The following is a 22975-nucleotide window of genomic DNA, read 5'->3' as shown; positions in this document are numbered from 1 at the left end:
GGTGTCAGGGTAACGCAGTTCCCGGGGGCGACGGGAGGTGGTGACCCCGGTATTAACCTGGATGTCAACAGGAAGAGGAGTGGACCAGACCAGTTGATATGCGGGATCGGTGCAGGTCAGTGCTCGGATCTCGTTCCTGTGGGGCCTCTTCCGGCGCCCCCGGCCGGGGGCGGGGCGTGTGGACGATATGCCGCCGGCAGTCGGGCCGGGTGTCCGGTGGCACAGTCCGTTCACTCAAGTCTGGTGAAGGTGACAGGGGTTGGCCAGTAGATCTTGCGCCGTGCGCGGCGTGCCACCGGCTGTCCTGCGGTCGTCCCTCCGGTGTCGTCGCGGTGAATGAAACGGAATGTTCGCGCCATTCTCCACGTCTCTCCGGTCACCCGGAACGGCCCGCCGGAGACATTCACCGCCCCGGGAGTAGCAAGCAGTTTCCCGGGGTAAAGGACGCAATTCCACCAGCCCGGGGCCGGTGCATTCGGGAAGTCCGCCGGTTTCCGGAAGGAATTACCGGTGGTTTCCGGAACGCGCCGGTCCGGGCCGCCGCCGGCCGTCCTCACCACGCCGGAGCGCGCAGCACCTCCAGGACCATCGCGGTCCACAGGAAGCCCGGGCCGACTCCGACGGTGACCACCAGGTCACCGGGGCGCGGACGGCCGCTCTCGAAGAGATGATTCAGGCCGATGATGTGGTCGCCGCCGCCCATGTGGCCGAAGTCCAGGCCCCAGTCGTAGGTCGTCCGCGCCCGGTCCAGGCCCAGCGGCCGGTAGAAGCCCCACTCGGCGATCTGCTCGGAGACATTGGCGTGCACGAACCACTGGGTCCGGGACAGCTTGGTGCCGGCGTCGTCCAGTGCCCTTTCCAGCACCTGCCCGAACCGCCGGCCGATCAGCTCCAGCGCCTCCTGGTAGGCGCCCTCGTGGCGGGTGAACCAGGCCTGCTTGCGCCCGCTCAGGTCGGCCGGCCCACCGCTCTCGCAAGGGCTTGCGGTCCAGCGGGTGCCCCGGTAGGCGGGTTCGAGGGAGGGCTCGGAGAGACTCGCGGTGGAGCGGACCCGGGCGAAGCCGGGCCGGGAGGAGAGCACCATGGCTCCCGCGCCGTCCCCGTAGACCGTCTGGTCGTCGCTGGCCCAGCGGTCCACGTAGGGCAGGGCGAAGGCGTCGCCGGTGGTGACCAGAGCGGCGGTGGCCCCGGGCCGGGAACCCAGGTGGGAGGCGGCCAGCTCCACGGCCGCCAGCCCGCTGTTGGCCCCCTGGCGGACCTCGGCCGCCAGACCGTGGCCGCCGACCGTCTCGCCCTGCACGTAGTGCGCCGGGGTCCAGAAGTCCTGCCCCTGATGCCCCATGGAGCCGTGCAGCACCAGGTCGAACAGGTCGTGGTCCAGCCGGGAACGGGCGACCGCCTGCCGGCCCGCCGCGGCGGCCATCACCGGCCCCGGCTCGTCCGGTCCGGCCACGCGCACCGCGCGGATGCCGTTGGCCTCCGCCCGCCCGGCGTCGTACAACCCGGCGGCCACGGCCTGTTCCGCGGTCTGCTCCCGCTCCGGCAGGTGGGCGCCGAGCCCGCTGACATACAGATCATTCCAACGCACGGATGACTCCTGGGTGGTTCGGGCGGGCCGGCGCCGACGGCGGCCGGTGGGCGGGGCGGGCGGTTACCGGGAGTGCGCGAGGTGTACCCGGAGGTCGGCCGGGTCCACCTGGTGCGGGGCGTTGATCACCTTGCCGAACACCGCGTACTTCACCGGCAGCTTGTCCAGGACGGAGAACCTGGCCCGGCGCAGCCGGACACCCATCGGCGTGTGCTGGGCCAGCGCGCGCTCCTGCATCCGCTGGAACCGGGTGACCACCGTCTTGTGCTTGCGCCGGGTGGCGACGAACCGGTCGAACTCGGCCGCCGGGACGGACCCGGAGGGGGTGGCGGCCAGGGCGCGGGCGATGACCGGGGCCAGGCAGACGGTGTCCTGGATGGCGAGGTTGACACCCTGGCCGAGGATCGGCGTGCAGGTGTGGGAGGCGTCACCGATGAGGATCAGGCCGTCGCGGGCCCACTGGTCGACCTCGGCGGTGAAGATCTCCAGGAAGCCGGTGTCGTCCCAGGAGCGCAGGTGCTCCTCCATCAGCGGCTCCAGGCGGGGGTCGATGGCCGCGATGCCGGCCCGGAAGGCCTCGAAACCCTCCTTGCGCAGCGCGCCCATGCCCCGCTTGGGCAGGTTGTGGCCGACCCGCAGGAAGTCCGGCCAGGTGGGCAGCACCACCAGGTGCTTGTCGCGGTCGACGATCAGCTCGGCGTGGTTGCCCCAGCCGGCCGGGCGCGGCAGCTTCAAGGACAGGAAGTCGCGCTCCATCGGCTGGATCCTGGCGGCCAGCCCGGCCTCTTTGCGGACCTTGGAGAAGCGGCCGTCGGCGCCCACCACCAGCCGTGCCCGGACCTCGGTGCGGGTGCCGTCCTTCTGCTTGAGGACCGCGCCCCGGACGGTGCCGTCCTCGATGAGCAGGCCGGTGCACGCGGTGCCCGCCGCACGGGTGTAGCCCGGCAGGCCCGCCGCCTCCTCGTTGAAGATGCCGATCAGCGCCGGCTGCGGGATGTCCACCGGCAGCGCGTCCACCCCGAACTTGCCGTAGTCCACGGAGAACACCCGGCGGCCCTCCATGCGCATCGAGACCGCGGCGGTCTCCAGGAAGCCGTGGCTGCTCAGCGCCGGGCCGAAACCCAGTTTGCGGAGGGTGACGACGGAGGGCGCGGCGAGCGTCTCGCCGCGGAAGTCGCGGTCGAGTTCCGTCTGCTTCTCGGCGACCAGCACCCCGATGCCGCGGCGGGCCAGCAGGCACCCCAGCAGCGCGCCGGCCGGCCCGCCGCCGACGATCAGAACATCAGTCTCGGTGGGGATGGTCATGGCAACTCCAGAGTCCCGGGGCGTGGTTGCGGCCTCACTGGCCAAGGACGCTAGGACCCGGGGCTTGTACGGAGCTAAAGGGTCCCCAAGCCGCGGCAGGCGCACGGAACGGGTGCGGCAGGCGCCCGGCGGCGCACACCGCACCCGTTCGACGGGTGACGCGCGAGGTCAGGACCGCACGGGCTCGCGCTCCGGCTCGACGGCGGCCGGTGCGGGCCGCTCGGGCGCGGTCTCCCGCACCGACAGGTCCGGCAGCCGCTCCATCCAGCGCGGCAGGTACCAGTTCCGCTCGCCCAGCAGTGCCATCACCGCCGGGAGCAGCACGCCGCGGATGACCGTGGCGTCGATCAGCACGGCGGCGGCCAGCCCGACGCCGATCTGCTTCATCGACACCACCGAGAGCATGCCGAACACCGAGAAGATGCCCACCATGATCACGGCCGCGCTGGTCACGACACCGGCCGTGCTCACGATCCCCCGCTGGATCGAGTCCCGGGTGCTCGCCCCCGCGTCATGGGCCTCCTTGACCCGGGACAGCACGAACACGTGGTAGTCCATGCTCAGGCCGAAGAGGATGACGAACAGGAACAGCGGCATCCAGGGCTGGATGGCGCCGACCGCGTAGGTGCCCAGCAGCGAGGCGCCCACCCCGTGCTGGAAGATCAGCACCAGCACGCCGTACGCGGCGCCGACCGAGAGCAGGTTGAGGGCCACCGCGGTGACCGAGATGACCAGCGACCGGAAGGAGAGCAGCATCAGGACGAAGGACAGCGCCAGCACCAGCGCGAACACCGGGATCACGCTGCGGTTCAGCTGCTCGCTGAAGTCCACCGACACCGCCGTGGCGCCGGTCACCGCGGTCTCCGCACCGTCCACCGCCCCGAGCGTCGCCGGAATCACCGTCTCCCGCAGCGTGCGCAGCGCTTCCTCGCTCACCTCGTCGGTGCCCGCGCCGGCCAGCGACACGTCGATCACCGCGACGCCCTCCCCGGCGTGCAGCGAGACGTTGACCGGCGCGTGGACCCGGCCGGTGGCCAGCGCCTCCCGCTCGAAGTCCGCCAGGGCCTGCCGCATGGCCGGTCCCTCGACGTCGGGGGCCGCCACCACGATCCTGGCCGGCAGCGGACTGCCCGGGAACGCCTGCTCGATGCGCTCCGCGGTCAGCACCACCGGGTTGTCGCGCGGCAGTTCCTGGGCCGCCGTCAGCTCGGCGGTGCGCATGCCGGTCAGCGGGGCTGCCAGGGCCAGCAGGAACGCGGTGGCCAGGCCGGCCGCCAGCAGCGGACGGTCCAGCACCCGGGTCAGCACCGCCCGCCACATCCGGCTGCCGGCCTCCTGGTCCGGCTTCGGCTCGCGGCTCAGCAGCGGGATGCGGCCCTTGCCCACCCGGTCGCCCAGCATGGACAGCAGCGCGGGCAGCACGGTCACCGAGCCGAGGACGGCCACCACGACGACCATGATGGCCGCCATCCCCATGGCCTTGAAGGTGGCGATGCCGGTGAGGAACATCCCGGCCATGGCGACGATCACGGTCAGCCCGGAGACCAGCACCGAGTGGCCGGAAGTGGCGGCGGCGATCCGCAGGGCCGTCGCGTTGTCGTGGCCCGCGGCCCGCTCCTCACGCTCGCGGCGGAGGTAGAACAGGCAGTAGTCCACGCCGACGGCGAGCCCCACCAGCAGCATCACGGCGGCGGCGTTCTCGTCGGTCGGCAGCAGCACATGGCTGGTCAGCGCGAGCAGGCCGAAGGCGCCCATGAACGCCGTCAGCGCCAGGATCACCGGCAGCACCGCGGCGACCAGCGCGCCGAAGACGACCAGCAGAATGCCCAGGGCCAGCGGTACGACGGTCCACTCGGCGCGCTGGAAGTCGTCGGCGAACAGGTCGTTGTAGTTCTTCTGGCCGCTGGCCTCGCCGAACGGCTCGATCAGCAGCTCCGGGTGGGCCTGCTGGGTCTTCGCCACCGCCTCCAGGACCGGATCGACCCGCTCGGCGGCGTCCTCGCGGTCCCCGGTCATGACGAAGTCGACCAGGGCCGAGCGGCCGTCCTCGGAGATCGCCCCGGTGTCGTAGGGGCTGTGCACGCCGGTCGCCTCGCCGCTGGCCTCGACCGCGGCGACCGCGTCCCGGACCGCGGCGCGGAACCGCGGGTCGTCGGTGGTGAAGGAGTCGCTGTGCAGAAAGACGGACTCGGCCGCCGGCTGGGTGAGCCCGGCGTCGGCGAGGATCTCGACGGCGCGTCCGGACTCGCCCACGCCGTTCTGCACCTCGGTGGACTGGACGGCGCCCGCCGCACCGCCGAGCGCGGTCGCGAGCACGACGAAGAGCAGCCATCCCAGGACGGCTGTCTTCCGGTGTCGGGCACTCCAGTCGCCGATGGCGACGGCGAGCCCGGGCTTGGTGGTCACGGATGTCCTCCTGGAGCACCGGTGGCGAAGCCGCCGCGGTGCGGGTGGTCGTGGACGAGGGCGTCACGCGCCTTCGCGCGCGAGACGCAGCGTGACCGGCCGACCTTAAGTACGGCTTTAGGAGCGGGCCGCACTGTCGGAACACCCCTGACGGTGCCGCGCCGCGAGGGCCGGGCCACCGCCCGGAGTGGCCGACGGTCCGGCCGTATCCCGCCCGCGGACGCCCTGGCGGCGAGCCCTCGTTCCGGGGATGATCTTCCGGGGGCGGGTGGCCGCCGCCCGCCGCTTCCCCGCGGCGCACCGGACCTCCTGCGAAGGAAAGCGCTCATGCGTGTCACCGCCGCCATCGTCTCCGCCCTCCTGATCTTCGAGTTCTCGCTCGCGGCACTGACCTGGACCCCGGTCCTGCAGGTGGCGGTGGACCGGTTCACCGAGCTGACCCGGATCACGCCGAGCCCGGCGCTGATGGTCACCATCGGTCTGCTGGACGCACTGGGGGTGGCCGGGGTGATCGCCGGCTTCTGGCGCCCCTGGGCCGCGGTAGCCGGTGCGAGCTGGTTCGTGCTGCTGTGCGGCAGCATCCTGATCCGGCAGCTGTACGTCGGGGACCGGGGCCTGGAGCTGGTGCCCTATGCGCTGTTCACCAGCGCGGCGGTGATCCTCATCGCCACCCGGCTCGCCGACAGCGGCTGAGCCGGGCGGCCGCCTGACGGCTCAGGCCATCAGCAGACCGGCCGCCTCCAGGTCCAGCAGCTCCAGCGGCCCCTCCCCGGGCATGTGGTCCCGGCCGGTGGCGAGCACGGCGACACCGGCCGTGAACTCGCCCTCGATGCCCCGGGTGGAGAACAGCCACGGTCCGCCGCCGGCCGCCTCGCCGTCCGGCCCGCACAGCCACGGATCGGGTTCCCCCGGGGAGAACCCGAACTCGTGGAAGGGGAAGCGCAGCCCCTGGCCGACGGCCTTGCTGTACGCCTCCTTCAGCGTCCACAGCCGGATGAGCTCCGTGGCCCGCCGGCCGTCCGGCAGGCCGCGCAGCGCGGCCAGTTCCGCCGGGGTGCAGATCTCCCGCAGCAGCGCGTCCCGCGCCATCCGGCGGTCACCGCGCTCGACGTCGACGCCGATGGGCCCCAGCGTGCTCAGCCCCACCAGCACCACGTCGTCGGTGTGGCTCAGGCTCACCTCGACGCGGTCGCAGCCGCGCGCGTACGGGCTGCCGGACGGGCGCTTGGCCAGCTCGATGCGCGCCGCCGGCGCCCCGATCACCGCCCCCAGGGCGTGCTTGAGCAGGACCCGGGAGAGCGCGAAGCGACGGCGCACCGGGGTGCGCGGCAGGCCCGCCCAGCGGTGCGCCTCGTGCCCCAGCAGCTCGCACATCGCGGGCTCGTCCGCAAGGAGCACCGGCCAGTCCGACAGCCGGGTGTACACCAGCGCGGTGCCGGTGCGCGCCAGGTCCGCGCACATCGCCTGCCGGCCGGTGCCGGTCTCCTTGATCCGCCGTGCCGCGGGCAGCGGCGTGTCTCCGGTTCGCATCAGCCCTCCAGAGGAGTCTCGTACAGGTCGAAGCCGCGCCGGGTGAGGAAGCGGCGCATCACCTCGTCGTGCACCCGGCCGGTCTCGGCGGGCGAGGCGTCGTCCACCGGGAGATCCAGCCGCCGGGCGAGCCGCCGCAGGATGCCGGTGATCCAGGCCGGGTCCGCCCAGAAACCGCCGCGGGAGCGGACGGCCTCGTAGCACCCCAGGCAGGCAGCGGCGGTGAGGACCAGCAGGTAGCGGTCGGCCAGCGCCAGGCTGCGCGGGTCGCCCGGCAGCCCGCGGTGGTCCTCCGGCACGGCCGCGAAGTGCGCCTGGACGGATCGCAGTTCGGCGCGGAACAGGGCACGGAGCCCGGCCGGCGGGCTGCCGGGCTCCGCGCCGGTGCGGCCGAAGGGGTCCCGAGGGCCGCCGAGCAGGGCGCTCAGCCCGTCCCGTTCGGCGCGCAGCGTCACCCGCTCCGGCGCGAACGGCGGCAGATCCCCCGCCGGGTCGAAGAGCGTGTCCGGCGCGGGCGGGCCGTTGAACCATGCCTGCCGGGCCAGCCGGGGCAGTTGCGGGAGCACGGCGGCCCGGCCGATGAACGACCCGGCGCCGGGGGAGGCGACGGCGCCCAGCGTCCTGGCGTGCCGGGCGAAGAGCGGATCCGGCCCGTCCTCCCGCAGTGACTGAGGCCCCATCAGGGCCGCCAGGTCCCGCAGCGCGTCACCGAGCAGCACCGGCACCACGCAGCGCACCGCTGCCGACAGCACACTGGTCTCGTCCGGGACCACGCCTACCGCGCGGGTGCCCACCAGGGCCAGGCAGTCGCACGCCAGCAGGTCCAGGAAGGCGCCGCCGAGCAGGGCCGAGGCCTCCTTGGGGCTCGGTTCCCTGCGCCGGCCGCGGGGCACCAGGGCGCGGGCCGCCGCCTGCCGCAGGCAGGTGTCCGCCGCGCCCAGCGACATGGAGGCCACGACACTTCCGCAGATCTGCAGCGTCCGCAGGAACAGCTCCGCCCCGCCGCCGGGTTCGCCGACGGCGCTGCCCGCGGGCAGCGGGCAGGCGGTGAACTCCACCCGGCCGTCGGGGCGCACGGTGAGCCGGTCGCGGGGCAGCGCGGCCAGGTCGGCCAGGAGCACGGTCGGCCCGCCCCCCGGGCCCGGGCCGACCGTGGCGTGCAGCAGCAGGGCCGAGGTCCCCGGCGCGGCCCTCAGCCCGGCGCACTCGCCGTCCAGTTCGAAGCCGTACGCCGTCCGGCGGGCCCGCAGGCCGGCCGGCGCGAAGGCCTCCCGCACCGAGCGGGCGCCCTGCCGCAGCGCGATGCCGCCACCGTCCAGCAGCAGGTCGGCGGTGCGCCTGCGGCGGTCGGCGGATCCGGCGCACCACACCGGCAGGGCACCGCGGAACGGGCCCGCGCCCAGCTCCAGTCCGGCGGACACGTCCCGGCGGAACACCGGACGCAGCGTCCGGGCCAGGGTGTCCAGCCGCCCGAGGGAGCCGCCCAGCGCGGCCGGCACGAAGTGGCCGCCCAGCCCCGCCGTTCTCAGCGCCCGGCCCAGGGGCGCGGGTGTCTCACCACCGGCACCGGGGGAGGCCAGGACGGCCCGGTACCCGCAGTCGTTGCCCGGGTCCTCCGGGTCGCCCAGCAGCCGTTCGACCAGCCGCACCCGGCCCACGGCGGCCGACTCGGCGTCCGCCGCCAGGAGCGGCGCCGGCGGCGCGGTCACCGCACACCCGGCGCGGAGTACGCCGCCGCCTCGTCCATGGCCCACACCCCGGGCCGCACCTCCACGGGATCACCGGGGAACGGGCCTCCGTCCGCCAGTGCCAGACGGACGGCGTCGGCCGCGCGCCGCGCGTACTCGCTCCACCGCCGGTCGCCCAGCGCGTCGGCCACCCGGCCGCACTCGGCGAAGCTCCGCAGCGCCGACTCGGTCTCCCCGCAGCGCAGTTCGGCCAGTGCCTGGCCGCGCAGGGCGTCGCTCAGGCCGCGCGGGTCGTCGGCCAGCCGGCACAGCAGCGCGGCGTTGCCGTAGATCCGGCGCGCCTGCGCCGTGCGCCCGCTGCCGGCCTCGGCGTCGGCCAGCCCGATCATGGCCCGCGCCTCGGTTCGGCGGTCGGCGGACTCCCGGGCCCGCCGTCCGGCCCGAGCGAAGCGGGTGGCGGCCAGCTCGAACTGGTGGCGCTGCCAGGCCAGATCGCCCTGCGAGCACAGCACCCGCGCCTCCCCGGCCCGGTCCCCGGCGCGCCGGGCGGCCTCCAGCGCGCGGCCGGAGGCGCTCTCCCAGCGCTCCCACTCGCCGGCGGCCTGGAAGTACCCGGTCAGCGTCTCCGCCAGCATCCAGGTGACCTGCCACTCGCCCGCCGCGTAGGCCATCTCCACGGCCCCGGCCAGGGCGGTGCTCTCCTCCTGGAACCAGCGCAGCGGTGTGTCCCCGACGGGATGGCCGGGGCCCGGCAGTCCGCCCGGAACCTCCACCGGCGGCCCGGCCGCGGCGTCGTCGGGGGACGGGGCGCGCCCCGGCGCCATGGCGGCCTCCGCGTACCGGGCCAGCACCAGGTACGCGGCGCACAGCCGCAGTTGGGCGGCACGGACCACGGGCCCGCTCTCGTCGGCGGCCAGCCCGGCGGCCAGGGCGCGGAACGGTTCCTGGAAGCGGTAGCGCGGCGGCCGGCCGGGCGGGCAGCTCACGGCCAGCAGGCCGCTGTGCACCAGCTGGTCCAGCAGGTGTCCGGCCCGCTCGGCGGAGGTGTCCAGCAGGGCCGCCGCGCACCACGGGGCGAAGTCCGGGCCCGGTGCCGACGCCAGCAGCCGGAACGCCCGCTGCCCGGCCGGGGACAGCTCGAAGTAGCCGGCCAGCAGCCGGGGTCGCAGGCCGGGGTCGCCGAGCGACAGGACATCCAGACGCGTGTGCTCGTCGGCCAGCCGCCCGGCGAGCGCGGCGGCCGTCCAGTGCGGGCGGGCGGCCAGCGTCGCCGCCGCGGCCCGCAGGACCAGTGGCAGCCGGCCGCACAGCAGGGCGATGCGCTCGGCGGCCTCGACGTCGTCGGTGATCCGCCGGCCGGCCGCACGGGCCAGCAGGTCGCCGCAGTCGGCGGGCCCCAGCTCCGCCAGCGGCAGCTCCCGGCTCCCGCCACCGGCCGCCACCGGCCCTCTGCTGGTGACCAGCACGGCGCCGTGGGTCACGGCGGCGACCAGCGGGCCGATCTGCGCCGGGGAGGCGGCGTGGTCCAGGACCAGCAGCAGCCGCCGCTCAGCCAGCGCGACCCGCAGCAGATCGCTCAGCTCGTCGGTACCGGCCGGCTCACCGGGCGCCGTCGCGTCCCGGCCGGGGCGCACCAGCCGCAGCACCCGCAGCAGCGCGTCGCGCGTGGTCAGGGCCCGGCCGTCGGAGCCGGTCAGCGCGGCGAACACCCGGCCGCCGGGGAACATGCCGGCCGTGGCGTGCGCCAGGCCGACCGCGAAGGCGGTCTTGCCCGATCCGGCCGGGCCGGTGATGTTCAGCACCCGCGCCGGCGGGTCCGCGGACGTCCCGCGCAGCATCTCCTCCGCCTCCGCCAGCTGAAGCCGGCGGCCCGCCAGCTCCCCGTCCGGGCGCGGCAGCCGGACGACCGGAGCCGGCGCCCCGGCGACGGTGACGCTCTGCCGCCCGCCGGGCTCCTCCTCGGCGTGCACGACCGGTTCCGAGCGCAGCATCCGCCGGTGCAGTTCCCGCAGAGCGGGTCCGGGGTCGGTGCCCAGTTCACCGGCCAGTGAGCGCCGCACGGTGTCGTAGGCGGCCAGCGCCTCGGACTGCCGGTCCGCGCGGTACAGCGCGACCATGAGATGCGCGTGCAGCGTCTCCCGGAGCGGGTGTTCCCGGGCCAGCACCGCGAGTTCGCCGGTCAGCTGCCGGTGCCGGCCCAGCCACAGATCGGCCGCGATCCGCTGCTCCAGCGCGTCCAGCCGCAGCAGTTCCAGCCGGTCGGCGGCGGCCTCCAGACGGCTGCCGCGCGGAACTCCGGACAGCGCCGGGCCCGTCCACAGGCCCAGCGCCTCGTGCAGGGCGGCCGAGGCCGCCGCGTGATCGTGACGCGCGTAGAACTCCTGCCCGGCGCGGCGCAGTTCCTCGAAGCGGTGCAGGTCGAACTCACCGGGAGAGGTGTGCAGGACATAGCCGGGGGCTCTGGTCGCCAGCCGGTCGCGTCCCTGGGGATCGTCGTCGTCGGCCAGCAGCTTGCGCAGGTGGGAGATGTAGACGTGCAAGGTGGTGGTCGCGGTGCGCGGCGGGTGGTCGCCCCACAGTTCGTCGATCAGGCTGTCGGTGGCCACGACGTCCCCGGCCTCGACGAGCAGGGAGCCGAGCACCGCGCACATCTTGCCCGCCGACGGCGTCACCGGCGCGCACCGGAGCTGCCCCAGAATGCGGAATCTCATCACGCCGCTCACCAGTCCTGGACCACGGTGACGCAGCCGCTGCCCAGGGCGGAGCCGTCCTGAGCGAAGGACAGCCGCACCTTGAGCACCGGACGGTCCCTGCCGTCCCGCTCCACCGCTCCGGGCACCGCGAGGCAGTGCAGCGCCACCCCGGGGGCCGGGGGCCGGTGGAGTGAGGCGGACCAGTGCACCGGCAGGCAGTGGGCGGGGGAGAAGCCGCGCAGCTCGGCGGCGGCCAGGACGGCGGCCTGGCACGAGGCGGCCAGCAGCGGGGCGTCGCCGGCCCGGCGCGGACCGCCGAGGCGCGGTGCCACGCCCACCGTCAGCCGGTCGTGCCCGGCGCGCACCGGGCCGGTGAGCACCACGTCACGGGGATCGCTCCGCCCCACCCGGTGGGGTGCGAGCGGCTCGGGGCCGCGGGCGGAGCCGGGGAAATCCGCAGGGGACGAGCCGGCCGGGGCCGGGCCGGGGAAGTCGAGCCGGGCGCGGGCCGTCGCGCAGGGCACACCGTCGACGCCGACGGTGGCGGTGCACTCCAGTGGCCCGCCGGCGCGGTCCCGTTCCGGCGCGCGGAAGACGAGATCCGTCACGGCGTAGGCGCGCCGCCCGGCCGGCCGCCAGGGACCTTCCTCGGTGATGTCCACGGACGTCTCGGTGACCCGGGGAGCCGTCCGGCGCGAGAGCCCCAGCTGGCGGAGCGCCACGAACCGGGCGACGTCGTAGAGGGCGTCGCTGACGAAGCCGAGTCCGTCGATCCGGTTGCGGTGGCCCTCGGCCGGCTGGTGCCCGGCGCCGGGAAGGGTGTCGGAGAGCACGTAGCGGTATTCGCCGCGCACCGTGGTGCCGAGAAAGAACTCCTCCGGGGTGACCGGACGTTGCACGAGATGACGGGTGGAGGGGCGCGGGTGGCCCGCTGAGGGGGACGGGGCCCGGCCGGCCTGTGCCGGGGCGTCATGGGGGGCGGGGGATACCAGAGGCACCTGACTCCTCCTTCATGCTGGGATGGGCCTCAACAGCCTGAGCGATTCGGGGGTGTTCGCCCGGCCCGCACCGGCCGGGGGCCGACTGTGGCCGGCAAGGCTTCTCATGCTAGGAACGCCCGCCCGGCCCTCCAATGACAAGTGGCTGGCAGTCCCCCCGGGCAGGCCGTGGGCGACTGGCAGATATCTGCTAGCCGGCCGCGCCCCACCTCGCCGAAGCGCTGCCGAAGCGCTGCCGGGGCGGGCGGCGGGGCGAGTGCGTTAAGCCCGGCCCAAGGACGGCCTCCTACGTTCACCGGCGACCGGCAGGTCCCGCCCGGCGCGGGGCTTTCGCGAGCTGCCGGACTCCACAGGCCGCTACCGAAGGACATGACGCCGTGAGACTCACCGCCTTCAGCGAAGTACTCCCGGGTGAACCGGTCACCAACCGGGACATGGCGGAGCGCTTCGGGCTGCACGAGAAGTGGCTCGACCGGATGACCGGCAACCGCAGCCGGTACTTCTGCGAACCCGACAGCTCCGACGGCGTCCCCAAGAACACCGGTGACCTGGCCACCCTCGCCGGGCAGCGGGCGCTGGAGGCGGCCGGTGCGGACCCGGGATCGCTGGACTTCCTGGTGCTCACCACCGGCTCGCCCGACCATCTGATGCCCGCCACCGTCAACACCGTCGCCGACCGCCTGGGCATCAACGACATCCCGACCTTCCAGCTCACCTCCGGCTGCGCGGGGGCCCTCACCGGCCTGTACACCGCCCGCGCCCTGCTGGCCGCCGGGCATCGCCGCGGCCTGGTGATCGGCGCCGACTCGGTCGTCAAACTGTGGCCCGCCGACCGCGACATCCGCCGTATCCGGCCCGCCGAACTGGCGAACTTCGCACTGTTCGGGGACGGCGCCGGGGCCGCCGTGGTGGACGCCGAGGACGAGGGCCCGGGCCTGGTCGTCGACCACATCCTGCTGCGCACCGTCGGCAAGGGCCGGGCCCCCGCCCAGCTCGTGCGCTGGTACGGGGCGGACGGTGCCCCGATGGTGACCGGCCCGGACGGCAAGGAGGTCCGCGAGTCGATGGGGGAGGAGGACTACAAGGCGATCGAGGCGAACGTGCCCGGACTGGCCTGCACGGTCCTGGAGGAGCTGGCCGCCGTCACCGGCTGCCGGGTCGCCGACGTCGAGCACGTGCTCCCCCCGCAGCTCAACGGCGTCATGGCCGAGAAGATCCGCGCCGAGATGGGTGTCACCCCCGAACAGGCCGTCTCCTGCGTCGCGGACACCGGCAACAACGGCAACGCCCTGCCCTTCATCCAGCTCAACCGCACCATGCGGCGGATCGCGGACGGTGTCGGCGTGGGCGGCCGGGTGCTGGTCACCACCATCGAGTCGTCCAAGTGGATCATCTCCGGACTGGCCCTGCGCCACCGCGAGGGGGCCCCCGATGCCGCATGAGGACGCCCGCACACCCCCGGCGGGCCGCTCCGGGGCCGGGGCCTCCCCCCTCCGGAGGCTCCGGTCCCTGGGCCGCGGCGGGCTGACCGACCAGGTGCCGCAGGTGCGCGGCCTGCTGCGGGAGATCGACGGCGCGCTGGACCTGGACGCCGCCGGCGCGCTGCTCGGCGCCGCGCGCCGGCGCGAACAGCTCGCCGCGTCGGGGGAGCTCGTTCCGCAGCGGATCGCCCTGCTGGGCAGCTCGACGCTGGACACCCTGCCCAACCTGCTGACCGCCGTCCTGGTCAGGGAGGGAATGCTCCCCGAGATCCGGTCGGCCGGCTTCGGCCAGTGGCGGCTGGAGGTCCTGGCCGGGGCGCCGGAGCTGTCCGGGCTCGAACCACGCGTCACCGCCTGCCTCCTGGACGACAGCGCGGTCTTCGAGGAGATCAAGAACCCGCTGGACGCCGCCGAGGTCGAGGAGCGCTGCGCGGCGTTCCCCACCGAACTCGGGCAGTGGGTACGGGCCGTGCGGCAAGCCCCGGGGGGCATCCCCGTGCTGTGCACGCTGCCGCTGAGCCCGCTGCGCCGGGACCGGATCGTGGACTACCGCACCAAGGCCAGGATCGAGGCCGCCTGGCTGCGGATGAACGCCGGCATCGCGGCTCTGGCCGCCGAGGAGCCCGGCACGGTGGTGCTGTCCCACGAGTCCCTGGCCGCCCGGGCCGGGACCGTGTTCGGCAACGACCGGATGCGGCACGCGGCGGCCCACGTCTTCGCCCCGGAGTTCCTGCTCGCCTGGTCCGAGGAGCTGGGCCGCGTCGCCCGCGCCGACCTCGGCCGGTCCGCCAAGTGCCTCGTACTGGACCTGGACAACACGCTGTGGGGAGGCGTCGTCGGCGACGACGGCGTCGGCGCGCTCCGTCTCGGCGGCGCCTACCCCGGCTCCGCGCACCGGGAACTCCAGCTGCTGGCACAGGATCTGAGGGCCCAGGGCGTGATGCTGGCGGTGGCGTCCAAGAACGACGCCGAGGCTGCCCGGGAGGCCATCACGGGCCACCCGGAGATGGTGCTCGGCATGGAGTCCTTCGTGGCCGTGCGGGCCGACTGGAACCCCAAGCCGGACAACGTCCGCGAGCTGGCCGCGGAGCTGAACATCGGCGCGGACGCCATGGTGTTCGTGGACGACAACCCGGTCGAGCGCGGCCTGATGCGCGAGCTGATGCCGCAGGTCGCCACCGTCGAACTGCCCGCCGACCCGGCCGGGTACGCCGGCTGTCTCGCCGCCCGCGGCGACTTCGCGCTGCTGGAGCTGACCGAGGAGGACCGCGGCCGCACCGAGATGTACCGGGCGCGCGCCGAGCGGGCGGAGCTGCGGGCCGGATCGGGCAGCCTGACCGGCTACCTGACCTCCCTCGGCTCCGAACTGACCGTCGAGCCGGCCGGTGAGCTCAACACCGCCCGCATCGTGCAGCTGTTCGGCAAGACCAATCAGTTCAACCTCACCGGCGTGCGCTACAGCGACGAGGACCTCGCCCGGGCCGCCGCCGACGGGGGCCGCACCTTCTTCGCCGCGCGGCTCACCGACCGCTTCGGCGACAACGGCCTGATCGCCGCCCTGGCGCTGAGCGAGGAAAGCGACGGGGCCTGGTCCATCGACAACTTCGTGCTCAGCTGCCGGGTGTTCTCCCGCGACGTGGAGGCCGCCCTCGTCGGCCTGGTGCTGCGCTCCGCCCTGCGCCACGGCGCACCGGCCGTCACCGGGCACTTCACCCGCACCGCCAAGAACGCCAAGTTCGCCGGCTTCTACCCCGGACTGGGGTTCGCCGGCACCACCGCGGACGACGGGCGCCATGACCCGCCGTCCGCCACGTTCCGCCACGACCTGACCGGGCTCGCCGAGCTGCCCCGGTGGATCCGGGTCCTCACCGATGAGGGAGTCTTCCATGTCCGCTGACCGCGTCGTCGCCGAAGTCGTCGAGCAACTGCTCGACGTGGATGCCGCCGAGCTGACCCCCGCGACCGTGCTGGGCGAGATCGAGGGCTGGGACTCGGTCAACCAGATGCGCGTCCTGGTCTTCCTGGAGCGGGAACTGGACGCCGCCCTGGACTACGAACGCTTCATGGGGTCCGCGTCCCTGGGCGAACTGGCGGACGTCGTCGCCGACGCCATCACCGGGACCGGGACCGCGGCATGAGCACCCCGGTCCTGCGTCCCCTGCCCGCCGCCCGCCGCGGCACCTGGACGTTCCTGCACGGCGGGGCCCGCAAGACCTGCCACGTCTACCTGATGGCGGATGTCGACGCGACCGCGATGACGCGCGCGCGGGCCGCCGGCGGCAACCGGGCCGGCTATGTCGCCATGCTGGTCAAGGCGGCCTCCGACGTCGTCGCCGGGTACCCGGAGGCCCGCGCGCTGCTCCAGGGCGGGTCGCTGCGGCCGCGGCTGGCGGTGCTGGACGACGTGGACGTCAAGGTGCTGTTCGACAAGACCGTCGACGGGCAGCGCTGCGTGCTGGCCGGCACCGTGCGGGCCGCGCAGGACCTCACCGCGGAGCAGGTCCAGGAGGCCGTCGACACCTACAAGAACGCCCCGGTCGACGACAGCGGCCCGTTCCGGCAACTGCTGCGCGTGCAGCGGCTGCCGCTGCCCCTGGCCCGGCTCGCCTACCGCGCCGCGCTGGCCGACCCGGTCCGGCGCGCCGCCGTCCAGGGCACCTTCTCGGTGACCTCGGTCGGCCACGAGCCGGTCCGCGCCATCTTCCCGATGATCTCCGGAACGCTGGGCTTCGGCATCGGCCGCATCGCCGAGTCCCCCGTCGTCCGCGACGGCCGGGTGGACATCGCTCCGCTCTTCACCCTCTCGCTCGCCTTCGACCACCGGGTGATCGACGGCGCGCTCGCCTCGGAGGTGCTGGCGCGCGTCAAGGACCGCCTGGAGAACTGGGGCGCGCCGTGACCCCGGCCGCCTCCCCCGCTCTCCGGCGCCGGCCGCGCGCGCCGCACCCCCCTTCCGCCCCCGACCGCACCCAGACCCGAGGTGGACCATGCCCGCGGACGAGTTGAACCAGGACCTCACCGGACGTATCGCCGTCGTCGGGATGGCCGGCCGCTTCCCCGGCGCGCCGGACACCGACGGCCTGTGGAAGCTGATGGCGGAAGGCCGCCACGGCATCCGCCCGGTCCCGCCGGAGCGCTGGGACGCCACCGCCCCGCTCGACCCGGAGAAGCACATCCAGGCCGTCGGCGGATTCCTCGACGCCGTGGACGAGTTCGACCCGGTGTTCTTCGGCATCTCGCCCCGCGAGGTGGAGGACATCGACCCGCAGCAGCGCCTGATGCTGGAGGCCGGCTGGCGGACCCTGGAGGACGCCGGGCTGCGCGCCGAGGACCTGCACGGCACCCGCACCGGTGTCTACGTCGGGGCGCTGTGGCACGACTACGAACTGCTGCGCAAGGACAACGGCGGCGGCGCCACCCAGCGCAGCGCCGTCGGCCAGGCCATCGACGTCATCGCGGCCCGCGTCTCCTACTTCCTGCGGCTGACCGGCCCCAGCCTGACCGTCGCCACCGGCTGCTCGTCCTCGCTGGTCGCCCTGCACCTGGCCGTGCAGGCCATCCGGGCGGGCGAGATCGAGGCCGCGCTGGTCGGCGGGGTCAACCTCATCCTGTCCCCGGACGTGTCGATCGGGCTGACCCACTTCGGCGGGCTGTCCCCGGACGGCCGGTGCGCCGCGTTCGGCGCCGGAGCCAACGGGTTCGTCCGCGGTGAGGGAGCCGCCGCCGTCTACCTCAAGCCCCTGGCGCGCGCCCTGGAGGACGGCGACCGTGTGCACGCCGTCATCATGGGCACCGTCGTCAACAACGACGGCGGCGGCGACAGCCTCGTCACCCCCCGCTCGGCCGCGCAGGAGGACCTGCTGCTGCGGGCCTACGCCGAGGCCGGCGTCCCCCTGGACCGGCTCGCGTACGTGGAGGCGCACGGCACCGGCACCCGCCGCGGCGACCCGGTGGAAGCCGGCGCCATCGGCCGCGCCCTCGGACAGCGGCGCACCGCCGCCGCCGGTCCGCTCCCGGTCGGCTCGGTGAAGACCAACATCGGCCACCTGGAAGCGGCTTCCGGCATGGCCGGGCTGTTCAAGACGGTGCTCGCACTGGAGCACCGCGTGGTACCGCCCAGCCTGCACGCCGACGAGCTCAGCCCGGACATACCGTTCGACGAGCTGAACGTGCGCGTCACCCGTGAGCGGCTGCCCCTCCCCGAGGAAGGCCCCCTCTACATGGGGGTCAACTCCTTCGGGTGGGGCGGCACCAACGCCCATGTCGTCCTGGCGAGTGCCCCCCGGACGGCTTCGGTCACCCCCGCGCGGACGGCCGGGCCCGTCCTGCTGCCGGTGTCCGGCCACACCGACGAGGCGCTGCGGCAGCGCGCCCGGGACATCCGCGAACTCGCCGCGGAGGACCGGGTCCCGGTCGCCGAGCTGGCCGGCACCCTCGCCTGGCGGCGCGACAGCTTCCCGGTCCGGGCGGCGTTCGTCGCCTCGGACAACGAGGAACTGACGCGGGCCCTGGACCGCTTCGCCGACGACCCGGACGCGGAGACGCCCGGCGTGGTCACCGGCCGGGCCCGCGGACGCGGGCGCACCGCCTTCGTCTTCCCCGGCCAGGGCTCCCAGTGGGCGGGGATGGGCCGTGAACTGTACGCCTCCAGCGAGGTGTTCGCCGCCGTCATCCACCGCTGCGCCAAGGCCCTGGAACCGCACACCGACTGGGACCTGACCGCGGTCGTCTCCGGTGAGGCGGGCGACGGCTGGCTGGACCGGCTGGACATGGTGCAGCCCGTCCTGTGGGCGGTCTCGGTGGGTCTGGCCGAGCTGTGGCGCGAGGCCGGCGTCGAACCCGACGTCGTCGTCGGGCACAGCCAGGGCGAGATCACCGCCGCCACCGTCGCCGGCGTGCTGTCCTACGAGGACGCCGCCCTGGTGATGGCCCGGCGCAGCGCCCTCGTCGCCCGGACGGCCGGCCAGGGCGGCATGCTCGCGGTGGACCTGAGCAGGGAACAGGCCCGCGAGGCGCTGGCCGGTTTCGAGGACATGGTCTCGCTCGCCGTCAACAACGGCCCCACCTCCTGCGTGCTGTCCGGGGACACCCTCGCGCTGGAGGCACTCAAGGAGATCCTGGAGGCGGAGGGCACCTTCTGCCGCCTGGTCAACGTCGACTACGCCTCGCACAGCCCGCAGATGGACGCGCTGCGCGAGGACCTGGCCGCGGCACTGGAACCGGTGCGCCCGCGCACCGGCTTCACCCGGCTGATGTCGACCGTGCGGGTGGCCCGGATGCGCGGCCCGGAGATGGACGCCGCCTACTGGGTGGAGAACCTGCGCAACCCGGTGCTGTTCGCCGATGCCATGGGCGAGCTGTTCGACGACGGCGTCACCCATGTCGTCGAGATCAGCCCGCACCCCATCCTCACCCCGGCCGTCGAGCAGCTCGCGGCGCTGCGCGAGGACACGCCCGCCGTCCTCGGCTCGCTGCGCCGGGACGCCGGCACCCCCGCGGACCTGGCCGGCGCCTTCGCCCGCGCCTTCGTCAGCGGGCTCGCCCCGTTCGGCGGCCTGCCCCGGGACGCCGACGCCGTGGTGCCCGGGTACCCGTGGCAGCGCTCCTCCTACTGGCTGCCCACCGGGAAGCGGAGCACCGCCACCGGCGACGGGCTCCAGGTGACCCTGCTGCCGGCGCCCGCCGAGCAGGGCACCTGGCAGGGCAGTGGGGAGATCTCCGTGGACGCCGCCCGCTGGCTGGCCGACCACAAGGTGGGCGAGGCCGTCGTGCTGCCGGGCGCCGCCATGCTCTCCCTGGCGCTGAGCGCGGCCCGTTCCCGGCACGGCGCCCTCCCGGCCGTGCTGCGCGACGTGGAGTTCCGCCGCGACCTCACTCTCGGGGACGAGCCGGTGTTGCTGAGCACCCGGTGGCGCGACGACGTCACCGAGGGCGGCAGCTTCACCCTGCTGTCGCTGTCCCAGGGCGGCACGCAGTGGACCGGGCACGCCACCGCCCGGGTGCTCCAGCGCCCCGGCGACCGGCCCGAGGCCGTCTTCCCGGCCGGACTGCTGGAGGCCGAGCCGTGGCCCGACGGCCGCTTCTACGCCGGCTGCGCGGCCCGTGGCCTGCACTACGGCCCGGCGTTCCAGGGTGTGTCGCGGCTGTACCCAGCCGGGGACGAGGCCCTGGCCGAGGTCCGGCTGAGCGAGCGCTGCCGGGTGGGCGCGCGTCCGCACGGCCTGCACCCCGCACTGTGGGACGGCGCGCTCCAGGTCTGCCTGGCGCTGTGCGAGGAAGGCCGGACCGTCGTGCCCGTCGGGGTGGACGCCGTGCATCTGCTCCACGACCTCGGCGAGCCGGTGCTCACCGTGTGGTCGCACGCCGTGCGCCGCGGCGAGCACCTCTTCGACCTGCACTTCTTCACCGAGGACCGGCAGCCGCTGCTGACCATGGAAGGGCTGCGGATGCAGCCGCTGGCCCCGGCCGGGGACGAGGAGGAGGACACCGCCAGGGAACACCGGCTGCGGTTCCTCCCCGAGCCGCGCCCCGAGCCGGCCGGCGCCCCGCAGCCGTGGTTCGTGTGCGGTCAGGACGACGCGGCGGCCCGGCTGGCCGAGGCACTCGGCGCGGCCGGTGCCCCCGTGACGCTCGCCGCGCCCGGCCGGGACGCCGGGGCCTGGGCGGACGAGGTCGCGGGGGCCGCCGAGCTGGGTGGCGTGGCGTTCTGCGCGCCGGACGCCGAGGCGGGCCTGGACGCCCAGCGCCGGGCCCTGGCCGGTCTGCCGGAGCTGGTGCGTGCCTGCTCCGGGCGCGCGACAGCGCCGCGGATCGCGGTGGTCACCACCGCGGCCCAGGACGCCGGCGACGGGCAGCTGCCCGACCCGGGCGCCGCGCTGTTCTGGGGCTTCACCCGGGTCATGCGGCGCGAGCACCCCGAACTGGAGCCGCTGCTGGTCGACCTGGCGCCCGGTCACAGCCCGGCCGACTGCGCCGCGGAACTGCTGACCGGTGACGGCGAGGACCAGGTCGTGCTGCGGGCCGGACGACGGCTGGCCGGCCGGCTGGTCCAGGGCGCCCCCGGCCACGACGAGGAGCCGCCCCGGGCGCCCTGGCGGGTCCAGGACCGGGCGTTCCGGCTCCACGCCGGCCGTCCGGGCTTCTGGGACGGCCTGGACTGGCGGCCGCTGAGCCGGCGCGCGCCCGGCCCCGGCGAGATCGAGGTCACCGTGACCGCCGCCGGGCTGAACTTCATCGACGTGATGAAGGCCATGGGCACCTACCCCGACCTCTCCGGCGGCGCGAAGCTGCTCGGCGGGGAGTGCGCGGGACGGGTCAGCGCCGTGGGGGAGGGCGTCACCGGCTTCACGGTCGGGGACCGGGTGGCCGCCTGCGTGATGGGCTCCCTCGCCTCCCACGTCACCGTCCGGGCCGACCACGCCCGTCCGGTGCCCGACGGCATGGCGGACGCGGACGCGGCCGGGCTGCCGCTGGCGGCCGGCACCGCCTGGTACGGGCTGTCCGACCTCGGGCGGCTCGCCGAGGGCGAGACCGTCCTCATCCACTCCGCGGCCGGCGGCCTGGGCCTGGCGGCGGTCCGGGTGGCCCACGCGCTGGGCGCCCGCGTCATCGCCACCGCCGGCAGCGAGGACAAGCGCCGCTACCTGCGCGGGCTCGGCATCGAGCACGTCTTCGACTCCCGTGACCTCTCCTGGGCCCGTCAGGTCCACGAGGCCACCGGCGGCCGGGGCGTGGACGTCGTCCTCAACTCCCTGACCGGCGCGGCCATCGAACTGGGCCTGGACGTCCTGGCCGAGGACGGCCGGTTCGTCGAGGTCGGCAAGAAGGACATCTACGGGGAGCGCAGCATCGCCCTGACCGCGTTCCGCAAGGGCATCAGCCTCGCGGCGGTGGACCTGGCCGGCCTGCTGGACCGCAGGCCCGAGCGGTTCGCGCGGCTGTTCGCCGAGGTCTGGGACCTGGTGGCCGCCGGGCGGATCGAGCCGCTGCCGGTCCTGCCGCGCACCTTCGCCGAGGCCGGCGAGGCACTGCGCGAGATGTCGCACGGCGCCCACATCGGCAAGTTCGTGCTCACCGGGCCCGGCACGGTCACCGCCGTGGTGCCCGAGCCGATGCCCGGCGGACGCTTCCGGGCCGACGGCAGCTACCTGCTGACCGGCGGCCTGGGGGCCCTGGGCCTGTCGCTCGCGGAGTTCCTGGCCGACCGGGGGGCGGGCGCGCTGGCGCTGCTGGGCCGCTCCGGCCCCGGCCCGGAGGCCGCCGAGCGCGTCGCCCGGCTCCGGGAGCGCGGGGTGCGGGTGGAGACCTACGCCTGCGACGTCGCCGACGCCGCGTCGCTGGGCGGGGTGCTGGAGCGGCTGCGCGCCGAACTGCCCCCGCTGCGGGGCGTGGTGCACGCGGCCGGGGTGCTGGACGACGCCACCGTCCGCACCCTCCGCCCCGACCAGGTCGAACGGGTGCTGGCCCCGAAGGCGGACGGCGCCCGGAACCTGGACGCCGCCACCGCCGGCGACCCGCTGGACATGTTCGTGATGTTCTCCTCCGTCGCCTCGCTGGTCGGCAACGCCGGGCAGGCAGCCTACGCCGCCGGCAACGCCTACCTGGACACGCTCGCCGCCGCCCGCCGGCACCGCGGCCTGCCCGCGCTGGCCGTGCAGTGGGGCCCGTTCGCCGGCATCGGGCTGGCCGCCGCGGACGAGGTGCGCGGCGCGCGGCTCGGCGACCGGGGCATGGGCAGCTTCACCGCCGAGGAGGCATGGGAGGCGCTTACCCGGTTCCTCGGCCGCGACCAGCAGGTCGTCGGATACATGCCGCTGGACCTGCGGCAGTGGTTCGACGCCTCGCCCGAGACGGCCGCCCAGAAGTCCTGGCAGCTGCTGCGCCGCGCGGCGCAGCAGGGTGGCGGCCAGGCGTCCGCGGCCGGCGGGGAGTTCCGCTCGCTCTTCCTGGCCGCCGACGAACAGGCCCGGCCCGAGCTGGTCGAGTCCAAGGTCCGCGACATCGCCGGACGCGTGCTGCGCCTGGCCCCGGAGTCCATCGACCGGGAGACGCCGTTCAAGTCGCTCGGCCTGGACTCGCTGATGAGTCTGGAGCTGCGCAACCGCCTGGAATCCGCCTTCGGCCTGAAGCTCTCGCCGACCCTGCTGTGGACCTACGGCTCCTCCCGGGCCCTCGCGGGCGTGCTCGGCGAGCGGCTCCTCGACTCCACGGCCCCGGCTTCCTGAGCCCGGCCCGCCCGGCCACGACCCGTCCGGCCACGACCACCGGCCACGACAAGAGGACTGTC

13 protein-coding genes are annotated in these 22975 nt (G+C 74.9%); 6 read left to right on the top strand and 7 right to left on the bottom strand.

Going from position 1 to position 22975, the window contains the following annotated elements; genetic code table 11:
* Window positions 1–553 precede the first annotated feature (553 nt).
* The 3 genes from ABD299_RS07495 to ABD299_RS07485 all read right to left on the bottom strand — a co-directional run bounded on the left by ABD299_RS07495 (window position 554) and on the right by ABD299_RS07485 (window position 5299).
* On the bottom strand, window positions 554–1588 hold the full coding sequence (locus ABD299_RS07495; RefSeq protein WP_344259731.1) for a ketoacyl-ACP synthase III family protein: 1035 nt from the start codon (window positions 1586–1588) through the stop codon (window positions 554–556).
* 63 nt (window positions 1589–1651) lie between these two features.
* A complete protein-coding gene (locus ABD299_RS07490; protein WP_344259730.1) occupies window positions 1652–2893 on the bottom strand; it encodes an FAD-dependent monooxygenase in 1242 nt (413 codons plus the stop codon).
* 168 nt (window positions 2894–3061) lie between these two features.
* Complete coding sequence (locus tag ABD299_RS07485; protein WP_344259729.1) at window positions 3062–5299, bottom strand: MMPL family transporter; 2238 nt, start codon at window positions 5297–5299, stop codon at window positions 3062–3064.
* 327 nt (window positions 5300–5626) lie between these two features.
* On the opposite strand from ABD299_RS07485, the gene ABD299_RS07480 reads away from it, so the two are divergent.
* Window positions 5627–5992: a DoxX family protein gene (locus ABD299_RS07480; RefSeq protein ID WP_344259728.1), complete on the top strand. Its 366-nt coding sequence runs from the start codon at window positions 5627–5629 to the stop codon at window positions 5990–5992.
* Window positions 5993–6013: 21 nt separating this feature from the next.
* Here the strand turns inward: ABD299_RS07480 and ABD299_RS07475 are convergent, their stop codons facing one another.
* Genes ABD299_RS07475 through ABD299_RS07460 form a run of 4 tightly spaced genes read right to left on the bottom strand, consistent with a single transcriptional unit; the run spans window position 6014 to window position 12208 of the window.
* The gene (locus ABD299_RS07475) at window positions 6014–6829 is read right to left on the bottom strand and encodes a 4'-phosphopantetheinyl transferase family protein (protein WP_344259727.1); all 816 of its coding nucleotides are present in this window, start codon (window positions 6827–6829) and stop codon (window positions 6014–6016) included.
* Entirely contained in the window at window positions 6829–8538 is a 1710-nt protein-coding gene (locus tag ABD299_RS07470) for an acyl-CoA dehydrogenase (protein ID WP_344259726.1), read from the bottom strand. The genes ABD299_RS07475 and ABD299_RS07470 overlap by 1 nt, the downstream gene beginning before the upstream one ends.
* Complete coding sequence (locus ABD299_RS07465; protein ID WP_344259725.1) at window positions 8535–11228, bottom strand: AfsR/SARP family transcriptional regulator; 2694 nt, start codon at window positions 11226–11228, stop codon at window positions 8535–8537. Before ABD299_RS07465 ends, ABD299_RS07470 begins: the two co-directional genes overlap by 4 nt.
* Window positions 11229–11236: 8 nt before the next feature.
* Window positions 11237–12208 (bottom strand): hypothetical protein, encoded by a 972-nt coding sequence (locus ABD299_RS07460; protein WP_344259724.1) that lies wholly within the window; start codon window positions 12206–12208, stop codon window positions 11237–11239.
* Window positions 12209–12585: 377 nt separating this feature from the next.
* On the opposite strand from ABD299_RS07460, the gene ABD299_RS07455 reads away from it, so the two are divergent.
* The 5 genes from ABD299_RS07455 to ABD299_RS07435 all read left to right on the top strand — a co-directional run bounded on the left by ABD299_RS07455 (window position 12586) and on the right by ABD299_RS07435 (window position 22913).
* Window positions 12586–13650, top strand: a complete 1065-nt coding sequence (locus ABD299_RS07455; RefSeq protein WP_344259723.1) for a 3-oxoacyl-ACP synthase III family protein — start codon at window positions 12586–12588, stop codon at window positions 13648–13650.
* Window positions 13640–15586 (top strand): HAD-IIIC family phosphatase, encoded by a 1947-nt coding sequence (locus ABD299_RS07450; protein ID WP_344259722.1) that lies wholly within the window; start codon window positions 13640–13642, stop codon window positions 15584–15586. Before ABD299_RS07455 ends, ABD299_RS07450 begins: the two co-directional genes overlap by 11 nt.
* Window positions 15576–15827, top strand: a complete 252-nt coding sequence (locus tag ABD299_RS07445) for an acyl carrier protein (protein ID WP_344259721.1) — start codon at window positions 15576–15578, stop codon at window positions 15825–15827. The genes ABD299_RS07450 and ABD299_RS07445 overlap by 11 nt, the downstream gene beginning before the upstream one ends.
* Window positions 15824–16588: a 2-oxo acid dehydrogenase subunit E2 gene (locus tag ABD299_RS07440; RefSeq protein ID WP_344259720.1), complete on the top strand. Its 765-nt coding sequence runs from the start codon at window positions 15824–15826 to the stop codon at window positions 16586–16588. The genes ABD299_RS07445 and ABD299_RS07440 overlap by 4 nt, the downstream gene beginning before the upstream one ends.
* A gap of 88 nt (window positions 16589–16676) precedes the next feature.
* The gene (locus tag ABD299_RS07435; RefSeq protein ID WP_344259719.1) at window positions 16677–22913 is read left to right on the top strand and encodes an SDR family NAD(P)-dependent oxidoreductase; all 6237 of its coding nucleotides are present in this window, start codon (window positions 16677–16679) and stop codon (window positions 22911–22913) included.
* The last annotated feature ends 62 nt before the right edge of the window (window positions 22914–22975 follow it).

The organism is Streptomyces sodiiphilus (assembly GCF_039529215.1).
GTDB lineage: Bacteria > Actinomycetota > Actinomycetes > Streptomycetales > Streptomycetaceae > Streptomyces > Streptomyces sodiiphilus.
Note: the sequence above shows the minus strand (reverse complement) of the source record. Positions and strands in the feature narration are given on the sequence as shown.